The organism is Fervidobacterium pennivorans (assembly GCF_001644665.1).
Classification (GTDB): domain Bacteria; phylum Thermotogota; class Thermotogae; order Thermotogales; family Fervidobacteriaceae; genus Fervidobacterium; species Fervidobacterium ngatamarikiense.
In genome coordinates this window covers 76,082-91,709 of sequence record NZ_CP011393.1, presented here as the reverse complement: position 1 = coordinate 91,709, position 15,628 = coordinate 76,082, and the positions used below count along the sequence as shown (strand labels likewise).

14 protein-coding genes are annotated in these 15,628 nt (G+C 37.8%); 1 reads left to right on the top strand and 13 read right to left on the bottom strand.

From position 1 onward, the window contains the following. Window positions 1-26: 26 nt before the first annotated feature. Window positions 27-1,094, bottom strand: coding sequence for a metallophosphoesterase family protein (locus JM64_RS00525; protein ID WP_064011054.1), 1,068 nt, complete (start codon window positions 1,092-1,094; stop codon window positions 27-29). A 135-nt stretch (window positions 1,095-1,229) separates the two neighbouring features. Between JM64_RS00525 and JM64_RS00520 the strand changes: the two genes are divergently transcribed. Further along, a complete protein-coding gene (locus JM64_RS00520) occupies window positions 1,230-2,240 on the top strand; it encodes a phospholipase C/P1 nuclease family protein (protein ID WP_156487864.1) in 1,011 nt (336 codons plus the stop codon). A gap of 12 nt (window positions 2,241-2,252) precedes the next feature. On the opposite strand, the gene JM64_RS00515 is transcribed toward JM64_RS00520, so the two are convergent. The 12 genes from JM64_RS00515 to murI all read right to left on the bottom strand — a co-directional run bounded on the left by JM64_RS00515 (window position 2,253) and on the right by murI (window position 15,600). Then, window positions 2,253-3,551 carry an IMP cyclohydrolase gene (locus tag JM64_RS00515; RefSeq protein ID WP_064011052.1) on the bottom strand — a complete coding sequence of 433 codons (1,299 nt, stop codon included), beginning with the start codon at window positions 3,549-3,551 and terminating at the stop codon, window positions 2,253-2,255. A 26-nt stretch (window positions 3,552-3,577) separates the two neighbouring features. Next, the gene (locus JM64_RS00510; RefSeq protein WP_064011051.1) at window positions 3,578-5,599 is read right to left on the bottom strand and encodes a methyl-accepting chemotaxis protein; all 2,022 of its coding nucleotides are present in this window, start codon (window positions 5,597-5,599) and stop codon (window positions 3,578-3,580) included. Window positions 5,600-5,661: 62 nt separating this feature from the next. Beyond that, entirely contained in the window at window positions 5,662-6,306 is a 645-nt protein-coding gene (locus tag JM64_RS00505) for an SDR family NAD(P)-dependent oxidoreductase (protein WP_064011050.1), read from the bottom strand. Between the two features lie 47 nt (window positions 6,307-6,353). Next, the gene (locus tag JM64_RS00500) at window positions 6,354-7,676 is read right to left on the bottom strand and encodes a hypothetical protein (protein WP_064011049.1); all 1,323 of its coding nucleotides are present in this window, start codon (window positions 7,674-7,676) and stop codon (window positions 6,354-6,356) included. 104 nt (window positions 7,677-7,780) lie between these two features. Continuing rightward, window positions 7,781-9,517 carry a peptidylprolyl isomerase gene (locus tag JM64_RS00495; protein ID WP_064011048.1) on the bottom strand — a complete coding sequence of 579 codons (1,737 nt, stop codon included), beginning with the start codon at window positions 9,515-9,517 and terminating at the stop codon, window positions 7,781-7,783. Further along, complete coding sequence (gene lysS, locus JM64_RS00490; RefSeq protein WP_064011047.1) at window positions 9,514-11,031, bottom strand: lysine--tRNA ligase; 1,518 nt, start codon at window positions 11,029-11,031, stop codon at window positions 9,514-9,516. The genes JM64_RS00495 and lysS overlap by 4 nt, the downstream gene beginning before the upstream one ends. 73 nt (window positions 11,032-11,104) lie before the next feature. Beyond that, complete coding sequence (gene greA / locus JM64_RS00485; RefSeq protein ID WP_064011046.1) at window positions 11,105-11,575, bottom strand: transcription elongation factor GreA; 471 nt, start codon at window positions 11,573-11,575, stop codon at window positions 11,105-11,107. Between the two features lie 61 nt (window positions 11,576-11,636). Further along, complete coding sequence (gene nrdR, locus JM64_RS00480) at window positions 11,637-12,092, bottom strand: transcriptional regulator NrdR (protein WP_064011045.1); 456 nt, start codon at window positions 12,090-12,092, stop codon at window positions 11,637-11,639. Between the two features lie 2 nt (window positions 12,093-12,094). Continuing rightward, a complete protein-coding gene (gene whiA / locus JM64_RS00475) occupies window positions 12,095-13,006 on the bottom strand; it encodes a DNA-binding protein WhiA (protein WP_064011044.1) in 912 nt (303 codons plus the stop codon). After that, on the bottom strand, window positions 13,003-13,992 hold the full coding sequence (locus JM64_RS00470) for a gluconeogenesis factor YvcK family protein (protein WP_064011043.1): 990 nt from the start codon (window positions 13,990-13,992) through the stop codon (window positions 13,003-13,005). The genes whiA and JM64_RS00470 overlap by 4 nt, the downstream gene beginning before the upstream one ends. After that, window positions 13,989-14,837, bottom strand: a complete 849-nt coding sequence (gene rapZ, locus JM64_RS00465) for an RNase adapter RapZ (RefSeq protein WP_064011042.1) — start codon at window positions 14,835-14,837, stop codon at window positions 13,989-13,991. The genes JM64_RS00470 and rapZ overlap by 4 nt, the downstream gene beginning before the upstream one ends. After that, complete coding sequence (gene murI / locus JM64_RS00460; RefSeq protein WP_064011041.1) at window positions 14,794-15,600, bottom strand: glutamate racemase; 807 nt, start codon at window positions 15,598-15,600, stop codon at window positions 14,794-14,796. Before murI ends, rapZ begins: the two co-directional genes overlap by 44 nt. Window positions 15,601-15,628 lie beyond the last annotated feature (28 nt).

Below are 15,628 nucleotides of genomic sequence, written 5' to 3'. Positions count from 1 at the left end.
GTTCCCCTCCCGATAGGAACTTATTTTCACATCATAGCGTTAATAAATATTTCGATGAGTTGCCTTTTGCCTTCTTCGTCGAGCTCTTCGTCGTTTATTTTTCCAACCTTCTTGAGTATTTTCTCGAATATCGGGTTATTGCTAAGTCTTCCAAGGTCCTTTGCCAAGAATTCAACTTCAGATTTTGGGTTAAAGTTTTTCGCAAGCACTTGTAGTTTGGAGTTTAATTCTGATTCACTAAGGTTGTATTTTGCGCCATCAAAGTGTCCGGTTACTTTAAAGATAGGTGAGCAGTTCGCTGGAATGTTTAGGCTTTTTAATTTTTCTATGAATTTGTCGACAGGGTTTTCTTCATCGAATATGCCCAGTCTGATTTCGAGTTCTTCGTAATAGAATGATTCGATTTCCAATTCTTCCGGTTCTTTGCCTACTTCCAATAAATCGACTTTTCTTTTCCCTCTTTCTTTTTTCGTAATTGAAACTGGGGAACCGGAGTAAATGAAGAATTTATCAGAGGTTTTCAAAATGCTTAGTTTCGTGTGGAAATGCCCTGCCAGGATATATTGAAAATTAAGTGATTTGAAGATATTTAAATCGATAGGCATGTAACGACCTCTTTCACCAAAGTCGTCAGATTCGTAAAATGGAGCAATCAACTCTCCATGGAAGAGAAGGATGTTTGGCTTGGTATGAGATGTGTGCGTGTTAGCTTCGTGTATTACCTTAACTGTTTCCTTGGAAGATGAACATTCCTTTTTGAATGGAACAGCGATTATTCTCGCATCGCTAAGTTCAAAGACATTATTTTCACTCGAGATGATAGTGACGTTATTTCCGAGATAAAGCCCATCTTCGTAAAATGTTTCGTCATGGTTACCGGGAAGAATAAGAGTTTGAAAAGGTGCTTCCGAGAATATTTTTCTTAGTCTTTCGTAGCTTTTTATAGCGTCTTCTTTGCTATCAAATAAGTCTCCACAAATTACCAGAACATCAACGGAATTGTCCTTTGCTTTATTCACTATGAGTTCAAGCGCTTCCCATCTTTCAAACGTATCTGTTCTTAAATGTAAATCGGATGTGTGAAGAATCCTCATGGCAATCACCTCGATGTGGTTATGCTGTTCTTTGGTAGCATACACATGTATTATAACACCCAAGGTGGTATTTTCTGACATTTCTGGTATATAATCGTGATACAAGAAATTAAGGAAGTAAGGAAGGTGGTTTTGATGAAAAACTATAAAGTATTGATTGCGACTGTAATGGGACTTTTGGTATCCTCTTGCATAACCTTAGCCTGGAGCGGTCACGATGTTTTCACGTTTTTGGTCGCTACATCTATTCCGGGATTTGATTATCAAAGAGTTGTTGAGATAAGACAATACACATATTTGGAGAAACGAGCTTACAACGAGGAAATGTATGTAACAGAAGACCTTATCCTGACGGGTAAGGCAAGGATAAATATCGACGAGGATTTGATTAGAGAAAGTGGAATAAGATTTTTGCCAAACCGAGTTGTTCAAGATGGTAAACTTCCTGTGTGGGCTATATTTCTTGTATATGCTTGCTTTCCAGACAACGGTATGGATTTTGTTGAGCAATCAGAGATTTTGAGAAGCTTAATTGGAGATACACAAGCAAATAGGCATGGATATTTGAAAATATCGTTTTTTGAGTATCTAGAAGGAGATAAATCTTTTTTGCACTTTTTGAAAATGTCAAAAGAAGCTTTTAAAAATGGAGATGAGTATTGGGGATACAGGTTTCTTGCGTATGCTCTCCATTATCTTGAGGATTTGATGCAACCATACCATGTCAGACCTGGAACGGTTCCAGAACTTATTCGATTTATTTTCGATAAAAAAACCAGAATATTTCTTAGGAATGCTCATAGCACGTACGATGTTTATATGACATTTTTGCTACATAGTTCAAAATACAGAGAAGAGTTCCGACAGATGATAAGGGACGCAAAACCTTTGATACTGCCGGTTTCGGATGAGCAACTGATATACGAAGCAATAATGTATTCCTATTCGGCATTTTTTGACATACATGCGGAAGTTAAAAAGGTTTTTGGTCAGATACTCTACGAAAGAAAAGCCACCATACAAGATTTCAAAAGAGCGGAAGAAAAAGGAGAATTAGACAGGTTGTATGAATTAACAAAAAAGCTTGCGAGTACACTCGCAAGCTTGGCTAAGGGGGTTATTTTAAAAACCGTCCCGTCAAACTAATAAATTTTAATTTCAAAAAGTGAAAATGTTAATACCCCTTTCACCACAGATTTTTGTGAACAAACTATCAATCTCCGCGTTCGTATAGATATTTAGTATCTTAGTTCCTGTCTTTTCGGATATTGTTAGAATTTTTTCAAGGTTTTCCATAATATCGGCTAAGCATGTTTCAAATCTGAAGAATCCGTCTTCTTGTTCAGCAATTAATGTGTTTTTTGGCATGAAGCTTAGAAGTAGTTGGAATATATTCCACGGTTTTACAAGCTTTTTTAACATCATGTTTCCCACCATTTGTGCAACTGGTATTTTATCAACTTCGGTGATATCGACTGTGTAAGAAAATCTAATTAGTTCTTTTTCTTTAAGTGTATCTTTTGCGTATTCTTCGTCTTCTATTTCTTCAAACGCGATAGTGATGAATGTACTTTCTCTGAGTTTTCTCACCATATCGTTTGTAAGGCTCCTTAAGACAACCGTTGATCCGGTAAGGTCACATATTCTTCCACCAGAGGCTTTTAAGTTGACCATGGAGACCGGAAATGAGTCATTAAATCCAATAACCAAATCTGGTTCACTTGCAACAACAATGGCTCCCAGTGTTATTGCAGTGGCTTGTTTTGTGTATTTGCTGAGCTTTACAAATTTTTCGTTCACGTCGTCGAGGATTTCATAGCTAGTTTGAGGAGTGGAGAATTTTTCAAATGTCATATGTTCATATTTTTCAGAAGCGAATAGTTCTGAGAGAACTTTGTGGATTGTAGAGTCGTATTTCATTGTGTAATAGAACGCTTTGAGAGCAAACATTCTTCGGTCGTGAAGAGGAACGTCACCACACGAATCTATTAATTTTATGATTTTTTGATAATCATTAGGGTCACACACAACAACAACGTTTCTATGGTTTTTTGCGGCTGCTCTCAACAGTGCAACACCACCGATATCGATATTCTCTATCAAAGTATCTTCATCACGTGTTTGTTTCTGGACCTCTTCAAATGGATACAGGTTAACGACAACCATATCAATAGGAATTATGGAATGTTCTTCTAAATCTGCGATATGGGACTGTTCATCGAAGTTAGCAAGAATGGCACCGAAAATGAAAGGGTGCAAAGTTTTTACGCGACCACCAAGTATTTCGGGAAAGCCTGTTATTTCTGAGACTTGCTTCACAGGGATGCCTGCATCTGCCAAAAGTTTCGCCGTTCCACCTGTGCTTATTATCTCCACACCTCGAGTATGGAGTTCTTTTGCAAATTCAACAACGCCGGTCTTATCAGAGACACTTATCAAAGCCCTTTTGATATTCACGAAAAAATCACCCCCACGTTAATTTTTCAAATTTTCAGGGCTTTTTGAACTTCTACGATTTGGTTCATGATAATGGAGAATGTTTCTTCTATTTTCTTCTGTGTTTCACCGAATAGTTCAAGAGCTTGTTTTAATTCTTCTGAGATTTTTGTTATCTCGTATATGCTGTCTTTTAGATTGTTGATTTCAGACGACTGTTTTTCAAAGGTTGCTTCTACTTTTTCGAAATCATGGGTTAGCAATTGTACACTATCAAAGAATTGGTAAATAGCTTCTGAGAACTTTCTGTTGCTTTCACTTATAATTTCTACATTTTTAAACAAATTAAGTAGTTCTTCCGAAAAACCTTCAAATCTGTTAGAAATAGATGTGATGTTGTTTTCTATTCGTTCTGCAAACTCAGATGCCTCGTTTGCCAGTTTTCTAATCTCATTAGCAACTACAGCAAAGCTTTTTCCTGCTTCTCCGGCTCTTGCTGCTTCGATAGATGCATTGAGAGAGAGTAGGTTTGTTTGGACTGATATAGATTTTATAAGGCTCGATATATCCTTTATTTTTGCAAAGTCGTTGTAAAGTTCATCGAATGTTAACTTCAATTTACTGCTCATCTGATTGAAGTTTGTGACGATATTTTCGATTTCAGAAAAGTTTTCTTTGCTACTTTCTGATATTGAGATGATGTCGGACATAACTTTATCTGATTTGTCAACGGTTTCTTCCAGCAATGAGGAGGTCTTTACCATTTCGTTTAAGAAATTTTCGAAGTATTCAACTGTAATTTGTAGTTTCTCGAGGGCGTTTTCGGCATTTTTTACAGAAGAACCAAGGTTTCTATATAGTTCCTCGATTTCTTCAAAGTAGTTTACGGAAGATGTTGAAAGTTCATTCACTTTATCTCTAGATGCAACAAGATTTTGAATATAGTTTGTTTGCTCCTCCATAAGTTTACTGATAGCTTCGTTCATGTTTTGTGTGGTTCTAAAGACTTCTATAGTCCTTGCTGAAACGTATATGGCTATCGTAAGTCCAAAGAAAAGTTGACCTATGTTGAAGAACATAAATTCTATCTTAACAACGTTGGCTACAGAAAGTAAAGATAAGAACGTTGCACCTATAACTGCTGAGAATCCAAAGAGTACCAGTTGCTCTTGTCTGGTCTTTACTTGTTTAACGAGTATTCCAAGAATCCACAAAAGTAAAACGAGAGAATAAAGGTAGAAAATAGCATAAGAGCTCTTAAGCTGTGTCATATTTCTGGCTAAGATTACCGGGATGAAGAACAACCAATAAAGCAAAATGTAAACCTTTTCGACTTTTGTAGGTTTTCTTTTGAAAATTTCGTTTATGAATCGGTACGCAAAATACATACTAAGCGCTGCACCCAATATTGCTAGTTTTTTCCAGAGTATGAAAGGATACAAAAACAGGTTCATCTCATCTATACTTGTCAATAGTGGTGAGATTACAACTATGGCTCCGTATAGGAAGGTGTTCTCTTTGAGAGCAATTGCCAGTAAGAGTACGATGATGAAAAGGGCTATCATAAAACCTGAGCCTAAGTAAAACATCGATTCTTCAATGGCGTTAGCACGTTCGATGAATTTGATAATATTATCATGCCCACCTATGTAGAATTTTCGTTCAATGCCACCATTTGAAATGAAAGAAAGCTCAATAAGTACATCCCCTTGTAGGATTAGCGGAAAATACCTATGCCAAGGGTTAACGCTGCCTTTTTCTGATGAAACAGAATAGATTATCATACCGTCCTGATAAACCTTTATATACTGGTTAGCTGTTACCGAAAAAGCTAGGGTTTTCCCTTTGTATCTGGACCCATCTATCTTGATTTGCATGATGTAATGGTTGTTCTCTTTGTCTGCGATGAAGTAAGGGAATGGCTTTTCTTCACCATTAACTATAACTTTTGCATCATTAAATTCCTCTATCCCAGGAACATTTCTGTAAGCTCCCATGAATGCAACTATTAGGGATATAATAAATAAACCAGACACGGCTATAAGTAAGTTCTTCATCAAAACTTTCATATGTGCCCCTCCTTGACAACATGTACCTGACTTTAGTTGTAGTGGTATTGGGGCTCTTAGAGCTACCAAGGGATAACCTTACCTGTATAGTCGAGGAAGACTCCGGTCTGGTTCAAATGACGAATTACTTTAATTATGCCAGCAGCGGATTCCTCAGGCAGCAAAGGAGCCTCAGGTCCACCCATGTCTGTTTTTACCCATCCTGGATGGATAGAAACAACGTACATATTCTTCAATTTATGAGCAAGCAATTTTGTCACCATGTTTAGGGCAGCTTTTGAAATAGAATACGGCACGGACGTAGTCCCACCTGTGCTTGAGATACTACCGAGGATACTGGAGATATTTATTATCTTGGCCCCATCTTTAAGTTTACCTTGTTTGTAAGATTCTTGTACAATCATGTACGGACCCATTGTGTTGACTTTAAATGATAGAAGCATACCTTCTTCTGTGACTTCGGGAAACCGTTCTTCGATGAGGACCCCCGCATTGTTTATGAGAACGTCTATAGGTTCTTCTATTTGTGAAACGAACTCTTCTATGGAAACGGGATTGGAAGTATCTACTTTCAATACTTTAAGGTTTTCATGCTCGAATGGCATAGAGGTTCTGACACCTACGGTCAATCGTTCTCCTTCGAATAGTAGTTGTTTTGCTAATGCTAGTCCAATACCCCTATTTGCACCTGTGATGACCCAGTGCATGTTCTCCCCCCTAAAATTTAGTTTTTTATTCTCATTTGTTACTCATGTTACTCATCGTCTTCGACTTTGTAATTTGGATTCTCTTGATATAATTGTTCCAAGTATTTTTTTGAGCTTTCTTCGTCTCCAAGTACTTTGTTCATTCTGTACAGATACTCAAGAGCTTTTTGTCTTACCTCGGGGTTTTTAGAGTTGCTCAATTCTTCAAGTTCGGAAAGGTTTGAATATATGTACTGTAGAACAGAAAGTGTGTCACCTTTCTTTATGTACCCTATCAAAATCTTTGCGAGTTCTACATTGTATTCTAGCACAACGTTTTCGGAATTGTCGAAATTCCTAAGTCTTGCAAGAACTAAGAATGATTTGTATCCCATATCGTAAAGTTTCTTTATTGCTAGTTCGTATTCTTTTTTGTACTGTTCGTCTAGCTTAGCATCTTCGATAGCTGTGATAAATCCAGAAATTTCTATCGGCTCAACTGAAAGGAGATTTCCTGATTTGTCAAACAGGGAGGAGTAGTATTTTTCCACTAATTTTTCCGCAGGGACGTTTTGGACCATGTCAAACCAAATTGCATACTGTGATGGAACTATGAATTTGATACTTTCAGCTGAAATTTTTTCTTCCACATATTTTTCGAACTTATTTTCTGAAAGACTACTCATAACTTCTTCGTACATTGGAGAAGATTTGAATTTTTCGAATGTTGAAAGGTCATTCAGGTTTTTTATGTAGAATACAAAACTCGCGTTATCAGTTGTATGCATTCTAACTGGTTTTTCTGAGGGTGCGAAAAGAACGTCAACGAATGCCTCATTAGTTTCTGATTTCTTAAGCCCTAAGTATGTATCGGTACTCAAAAGTTCTGAAGGGGAAGCTTCAGAAAACTCTTGAACAGCCTTTTCGAAACCAACTTCAATTACTCTCTTGTAAAATTCTTTTGCTATTTCTTCTGTTTCGAAAGCAGCGTAATCAAAATCAATGAATGCCTCTTTTTGTATTTGCTCACGGTTGTTCTCGTAGTATTCTTTCATGTCAGCTTCCGAAACGTTCGAGTGGGAAGATTTGAAATCTTCCGGTGATAAACCTTCTGCGGAGGATAGATATCCGATAAATTTGTCTTCTAGAAGTTTTTTCATTACTAGAGCTTCAACGTAAGGTTTTTCGAATAGAGGGTCAAACAAACCATAGTATTGCTCGTAAAGCTGATACATTTCATCAATTTCCTCTTGGCTAATTCCAGCGATAATATCTCCGCTCTTTTCAAGGTACGCCACAAAATTCTGTAAATTACTCGCTAATGCCAAAGAGCTGAAAAAGAAAATACCGACTGCAAGTAAAAGACTAAGAATCTTAAAATACCTTTCCATGCTAACACCTCCATTAGAATTTTTTCAAACCAAATCTTATAAATAAACCGTAACTTGCCAAATGAAATTATCCCCCGCAGATTTTGCGGGGGATATTCTCGCTGTTATCTGTTATTTGCCGTTTGTGTGGATTTGGTGGTTGTTTGTGTTGAAGTGTTTGTTGTCTGTGTAGATTCGTTTGTTGTTTGTGTTGATTGCTGAGTAGCTTGTGCTTCTTTTTGTTTAATCATATCCTCAAGTTCTTTTTCAGCCGAATCAAAGTTTATACTGTAATCTGGTTTGAGTTCTTTAAGCTTTTGTAAGTAATCCTTTGCTGTTTTCGGATCATCGAGTAGCTTGTTCATCTCGTACAACTTGTAATAAGAATCCGCTCTTATCTTGATATCAACATTCGTTGCTTCGGCAAGGTCTGCAAATCCTTGATAAACTTCAAAGAGTTGGTTCATCACGATGTAAGCTCCACCTACTGAGAGATATGGTTTGATGGTGTCGTACAATTTAGTGTAATAATCAAATGCTACATCTTTCTTGTCTGGGAAGTATTCTTTCATCCTTCTAAGTATTTCGAGAGAAGAACCTTTTACCTGGTCATAGATGGATAGGACTATCTTCTTTTCGAATTCTTTAACATCTTTCTTTACTGCATCGAATGACGTATCCGTGCTAGCTGCGATTCTATCTGCAACTACCAAGAATGCTGCTTTTTGCTCGGCTGGTATGTCGGTTCTTACTTCTTCTGTTTTTGTGAAGAGTTGTTCATAGAGTTTTTTATAGGCGGTAAGTAAATCTTTTCCTTCAGCCGTTAATGCTTCGTACCATGTCTTGTAAACAGCATCCCTTATCTCGAACGCCACTTTGTTTTCTTCTTTCCATTTCTTGAAGTTTTCACCGAATTTTTCGTTCTTTAGGTTCGTAAGGATTTCGTTGAATGCTTCTGATTTTTTGAAGTTCTCGAATGTGTCAACTTTTTGGACACTTTTAACATTGAAAACAAAGTAAGTGCCGTTGTATGGGAATGAGACAAGTGTTGATGTAGCATCGAAAATCATTTTTTCGAGCTCTTTGGGAAGTGTGCCTTTGTTCAAAGTGTAATCTGTCATTGTCAAAGATGCTTCGGATGCAGCTTGAGTTACACCTTTTTCCATTGCGGATTTGACGAACTTTTCCATCTCTTCTTTGGTAGAGAATGTGACATAGGATGTCTCTGCTTTTGTATATTTGTTTATAATATCTTGCTTGTTTTTATTGTAGTAGTCCTGGACTTCTTTGTCAGCAACCATTCCAAGTTTGTCTTTTACAGCTTGTATTGTTAGCTCTTCTTCTTTTTGGCGCGTAAGCTCTTTTTCATAGTTTGTAAGGCTTCCATATTGGGCTTTAATTTGTTGGAGTTTTGCATTATCCTTCTTTGCTTCATCGATAGCTTTTTTCACTTCTTCTTTTATTTTGTTTTTGTCCGGTTTGATTTTGTTAACCTCGGCATAGTAGAGCATCAATTTTTTGTTGAGTAAATCGACAGTGATTAACGTTTTGACATATGGTTCCTCGATTACGGGGTCAAGCGATGGATTACCATATTGAGCTAAAAGGTTACCGTAAACTTCTTCAACATTTTCTGGGAATACCCAATATGCTTCGTTCTTTAAAGCTGTACCATCTTTAGTAACGTAGCCGACAGTTTCTTCGATAGTTCTTTTCATCTTTTTTGCTGCTGGTGAGTAGTTGACAGCGAGTGCCCACAACGCGATACCTGCTATAAAAGCAATAGCTATAACCCAAATGAATACTTGTTGCCACTTACTGATATGTCTCCTAAGTTTTACATCTTTACTTTCCTTACTCATACTCTATCTCCCCCTTCTTCTGCTTTTTCAGAGATTTCAATTTCTTCTATATCGATATCGCCTTCAGGCCTGACGAGTGGGAATGCTATTACATCACGTATGTTTGGGCTATCTGTTAACAACATAACAAGCCTGTCGATACCTATTCCAAGTCCACCTGTTGGTGGCATTCCATACTCAAGAGCTCTGATGAAATCCTTATCGAGCATGTGCGCTTCTTCATCGCCGAGGTCTCTTAATTTTAATTGGTTCATAAACCTTTCGAGTTGATCAACAGGGTCGTTGAGCTCGCTAAATGCGTTTGCCATCTCCCGACCGTAAATTATCAACTCAAATCGTTCAGTAACCCTTGGGTCTTCCCGATGTTTTTTGGCTAGTGGTGAAATTTCTACAGGGTGCTCAAGCAGGAACGTTGGTTGGATAACCCTGTCTTCCACAAGGTCCCAGAGCTTTTCTATCATGTGTCCCCTATCTTCAATTTCCACGTCAACTCCGCGAGCTCTTAGAACAGAAAGCATCTTTTCGTCAGAATCCTCAAGTATATCTACGCCGAGATTTTCCTTTATGAAATCTCTCATCTTTATCCTTCTCCATGGTCTTGTGAAGTCTATTTCCTGACCTTGGTAAGTGATTTTCGTTGTTCCGAAAAGTTGCTCAACAATATAAGTTATCAATTCTTCAGTGAGGTTCATCATGTCTTCGTAGTCTGCGTAAGCTTGATAGAGCTCTATGGAAGTAAACTCTGGGTGGTGTTTGTAGGAAATACCTTCGTTTCTGAAAATCCTTCCTATTTCGTAAACTTTGTCGAACCCACCTACAATGAATCTTTTCAAATGTAGTTCTGTTGCGATTCGCAGGTACATATCGATATCTAACGCGTTACAGTGGGTGACAAAAGGACGTGCAGAAGCACCACCTGTAAGGTATTGTAGTATAGGTGTCTCGACTTCATAGAACCCTTTCTGGTGCAAAAATTCGCGTATCATTCTAATTATGTCGGAACGTATTCTGAACCTTTTTATGGTTTCGTCGTTAGCAATCATGTCTACATATCTTTGACGGTATAGAATTTCTTTGTCCTTTATACCATGCCATTTTTCAGGCATAGGTCTGAGTGGTTTGACTAAGAGCTGGAACTTTTCAACAAGTATTGTAATTTCACCAGTATTACTCTTGAATACGATTCCTTCAACACCGATGATATCTCCAATTGTTACGTGTTCTTTGAAGAAATCAAAGTTCTCAGTCTTATCTTTACGCACATAGGCTTGGATACGACCGTAAGTGTCTTTAATGTGGAAGAACGCACTTTTGCCATGTTCTCTTATGGACATTATTCTTCCAGCTGTGGATACTCTCTGGTCAGTGACTTCTCCGTTAGCAAGATGTTCAAACTGTTTCTTTATATCTTCGGTGGTGTGAGTTTTCGGATACGAGTACGGATAAGGGTTAATACCAATCTTTCGAAGTTCTTCGATTTCTCTGATTCTCTGTTCTCTGAAATCTTTAAGCAAGATAAATCCCTCCTGAACATATTGTCCTCTCGACTTTTTGCTTATCTTTATCGTTTGGTTAACAACTACTCTATTACTCAGCTGTTATGTCCAACACTTGATATTTGACAATTCCTTTTGGTGCTTTGATTTTTATTGTTTGACCCTTTTTTGCACCGTTTATACCTCTTCCAAGTGGTGAGTCGATGCTGATTTTATTTGCAAATATATCAGCTTCTTGTGGATTAACAAGCTGGACTTTTAATTCTTCGCCTGTTTCAAGGTTTTTCAATAGTACCCAGTCACCAAGACTTACTGTTGATGAATCGAAAGCTTCGGCTATTATTTCAGCGTTCATGAGCATTTGTTCAAGTTCGTTAATACGAGAAGCAATTCGGCCTTGCTCGTTCTTTGCTTCTTGGTATTCTGAGTTTTCCGAAAGGTCTCCAAGCTCTCTTGCAGCCTTTATCCTTTCTGGGATTTCAAACATGAGTTGGCGTTTTAATTGATCAAGTTCTTCTTTGAGTTTTTGGTAACCTGCTCTTGTCAACTTAACTTTTTCCATCACTTTATCCCTCCTGAAATCATGATTAGTCTTCTTCCTTAGAGATTTATTCACCATTCTTTTATGATTCTTGTCGTAATTCTTTTATAACCTCTATAAACTGATCGATTTCTCTGAAGTCTTTGTAGACAGATGCAAAACGGACATAGGCAACTTGGTCGGTTTTCTTCAGTTCATCCATAACTATTCTGCCAATTTGTTCAGTGCTTACCTCGACCGTTCCGCTTTTTTGCAAAGTAGAAACAACGTTATCTACGATTCTTTCTATATCTTCCAATGTAACTGGCCTTTTTTCAAAGGCTTTCAAAAGTCCGTTTAGTATCTTTCTTCTGTCGAATTTCTCTCTTCTACCATCTTTTTTTATAACCGTAATTGGTCCAGTTTCGTATCTTTCATACGTGGTAAACCTCGCATGACAATTCGGGCATTCCCTCCTACGTCTTATTGCCCTTCCTTCACTAAGTTCTCTTGAATCAAGCACTCTTGTATCTTCGTATCCACAGAATGGACACCTCATCTTTACTCACCACTTCCTTTTACCCTTTCCAGAAGTTTTTCCAATTTTTTGAACCTATTGTATACCATACTTTTTGTAAGCGGTGGTTCAAAGAGTTCCCCAAGTTCCGATAAAGTGAGGTCTTCATGTTCTAATCTTAGTTCCACAAGTTTTCTTAGTTCATCAGGCAAGTTTTCTAATCCTACTTTTTCTATGACTTCGTTGATAATTTTTAGCTGTTTTGCATTACTTTCACCAGTTCGTTTGGCATTAGCACTTAAAAAATTAAGCGTGCGGTTTATATCCGCTCTTATTTCACGAGATGTTGTTATTTTTTCTATATGGGACGCAGCACGAATTGCCCCAATCAGTTCTAGTACTTCTTGTATATCGTATCCGCGTTTTAAGTAGTACCTATAATTATACCTCAACTTTGTGATTTTTCCAATCACCCCAAGGAATTCTTCCAATTTTTCGTCAACAAAAGAAAGTAATTGCTCACTATACGAAACAAGTTCAAAATGGTAGTTCTTTGCTGGGTCAGTTACAGAACCAGAAGCAACAAAGAAGCCTCTCAAGAACGCACCGAATAATCCAATATCCTCCTGTATTTCTTTGGGCATTGAAAGAATGGACAATTGGAGTTTCTCAAGTATATCTGTCGGAATGAAAATCTGAACTCTTTTACGTTGAAGCTTGTTCTTTATTAGTGTTAGCTTCTTTTTGTCTATACCCAAAAGGTGTAACAAATTCATAACCCTTCTGGCTGCAGGTATAAATCCAACTTCAAGCAAAACATAACTATCAACAGAGGTTTTTACATACGTACCTTTACCTTTTAAATAACCAATAAGCTCAGCCTGTGCTTCGGCTTGGCTGAGAACTTCTACCTGACATAATTCACCTTTAACTTCTTCAGAGAATGTGTATTTCACAGCTTCACCTCTAAATCTGATGGTTTTCTTTCAGCTTTTTGGTTCTTGACTGAGTTCAATAAGTTAAACAATATTTCTGATATTAAAATCGAGTCGTGACGAATTCTATACTCACCCTCAAATATTATGGAGGAATAGTGACCTGTAATTACACGATTATCATGAATGTCCACTTTTACAGGTTCAGCACCTTTTTCGATATACTTTTTAAGAACTTCTTCGTTCGATGGTGGAAATGAGTGAATAATGTAATCAACAGACACTCCCGCGTATCTTTCAATTTCTTTTACATGGTTTTTGAGAGTGTATCCAAATGTTTCTCCTGGTTGTGTCATGATGTTGCTTATGTATATCTTTACAGCATGTGACTTTTTGATACATTCTTGAAAACCCTCTATAACTAAATTTGCAACAACACTAGTATACAGGCTCCCAGGTCCAAAGATGACTGCGTCGCTTTCTTCTAATACTTTTTGAACTTCCGGGTTTATTCTCACAGGCTCGTGTAGTTTCAGTTCGACTATACGGTTCTTTGTCTTTTTGGAATATTCAACAATATTTGTTTCACCGACCACGTGCGTTCCATCTTCGAAAACAGCTAACAATCTTGCCATTTGCAATGATACAGGAAGAACTCTTCCTTTTATCGCGAGGATATCAGAAGCCTTTGCTATGGCTTCTGCAAAGCTTCCGGTAATTTTTGTTAATGCCGCCAGAATGATATTACCAACGCTGTGCCCTTTCAAAGAACCATCTTGGAATCTATAGTTAAACAACGTGCTCAAGATGCTTTCAGAATTTGCAAGTGCTACTAAGTTGTTTCTTATATCACCCGGAGGTGGGACATTTAATTCTTCCCTGAGTATTCCAGAACTTCCGCCTTCATCGGTTATTGTGACCACAGCGGTTATATCAAAGGGATAATTTTTTAGACCTCTTAGTAATGTTGAAAGGCCAGTGCCACCACCGACAGCAACAACCTTCATCCAAGAGTCACATCCCTGTGCTCAATTGTTGTTTTGAAGTTTTCTTTTCTAAGTTGGGAAGCCAATTCCTCAGCAAAATAAACAGACCGGTGTTTACCACCGGTGCATCCTATTGCAACTACCAATTCTCTTCTGCCTTCTGAACTGTATCTGCTAATAGCAAAGGAGACAACGGATTTAATTTGGTATAGATAATCGTTTACTCCGTCGACCTTTTTCAAAAATTCTTTTACTTCTTTGTCCCGCCCATCTTTTGGGCGAAGTTCGGGGATATAGAAAGGATTGGGGAAGAACCGAACATCAAAAACGAAATCGGCGTCAAGTGGTATTCCATACTTAAATCCGAAACTTATAATGTGTACGGTAAAATCTTTGGTTTCGACGTTTCCAAGAAGCTTTGTCAATTTTTCTCGTAATTGGTGGGGATTTAGTTGAGAGGTATCAATAACAATATCTGCCATTTCAAGAACGTCTTTCATCATTTCTATTTCCAAGTCTATAGCTTCCATTATAGACGTGGTTTGTTTTGAAAGTGGGTGAGCTCTCCTAGTGTGTGCGAACCGCTGGACCAATGTTTCTTTTGTTGCAGTCAAAAAGACAACCTTTGTGAAAGGAAATCTCTCTTTGACCTCTGCAATTGCTTTTTTTACATTCCCAAACATATATCCTCGAATGTCTATGACTATTGCTAATTTATCAATGCTAGGCAATACAAGACTTGCTACTTGATATGTAACTTCTGGCGGAAGGTTATCTATACAGAAGAAACCTAAATCTTCAAGCAAACCAGCAGCGGTGGACTTACCCGCTCCCGAGTACCCTGTCAATATCACAAGCTCTTTCAAAGTATACCACCTTCTGTTCTAATTCTGTGACTTCAAGATGTTTCACTTGGTAAGGATGTCTGAATCCAATCTTTTTAAGCTTTTTCTCAAACTCTTCTGGATTGCCAGTTACATAAAATTCGACGAACGGCTTTCCACTGCCAACAAGGTGGGATATTTCTCTAACCATTTCATCTGCGGGGTCGATAATTCTAACGTTTTCCATAACACGTGCTATTATGTCCTTAAGGAATGGGAAATGTGTACATCCAAGAATCAGTTCGTCGGGTTTAAATCTTCGAAATGGTTCTAGATAGAATTTAACGACGGCTTCAACCATGTTGCCATAGAATATACCTTCTTCAACCAATGAAACGAAAAGCTGAGCGGGTCTTTGAGCAACCTTTTTTCCTCTTTCTTCAAGAGCGTGCTTATAGATACCGCTCTGAACTGTTGTATGAGTGCCTATGACCGCAACTCTCTCATATTTTGAGGCGTTGACACCTGCTTGGATAATGCTGTGATACGGTATTTTGAAAGCATGGCGATATTTCGCCATTGTTGAATCGGAAGTGTTGCATGCTGCAAATATTCGCTCAACTTTTCGCTCCATCAGAAAGCCAATGATTTCCCTACTGAAAGTTTCTATTGTATCACGTGATTTTGTACCATATGGGGCACGCATAGTGTCTGCAACGTAAATATAATGAGCCGGTAGGGTTTCAATTAATTTTTTTAAGACAGAAAGACCACCTATTCCTGAATCGAATAGTCCAATTCTCATTTGCTCCTATATCCCTCCATGGTAAGAT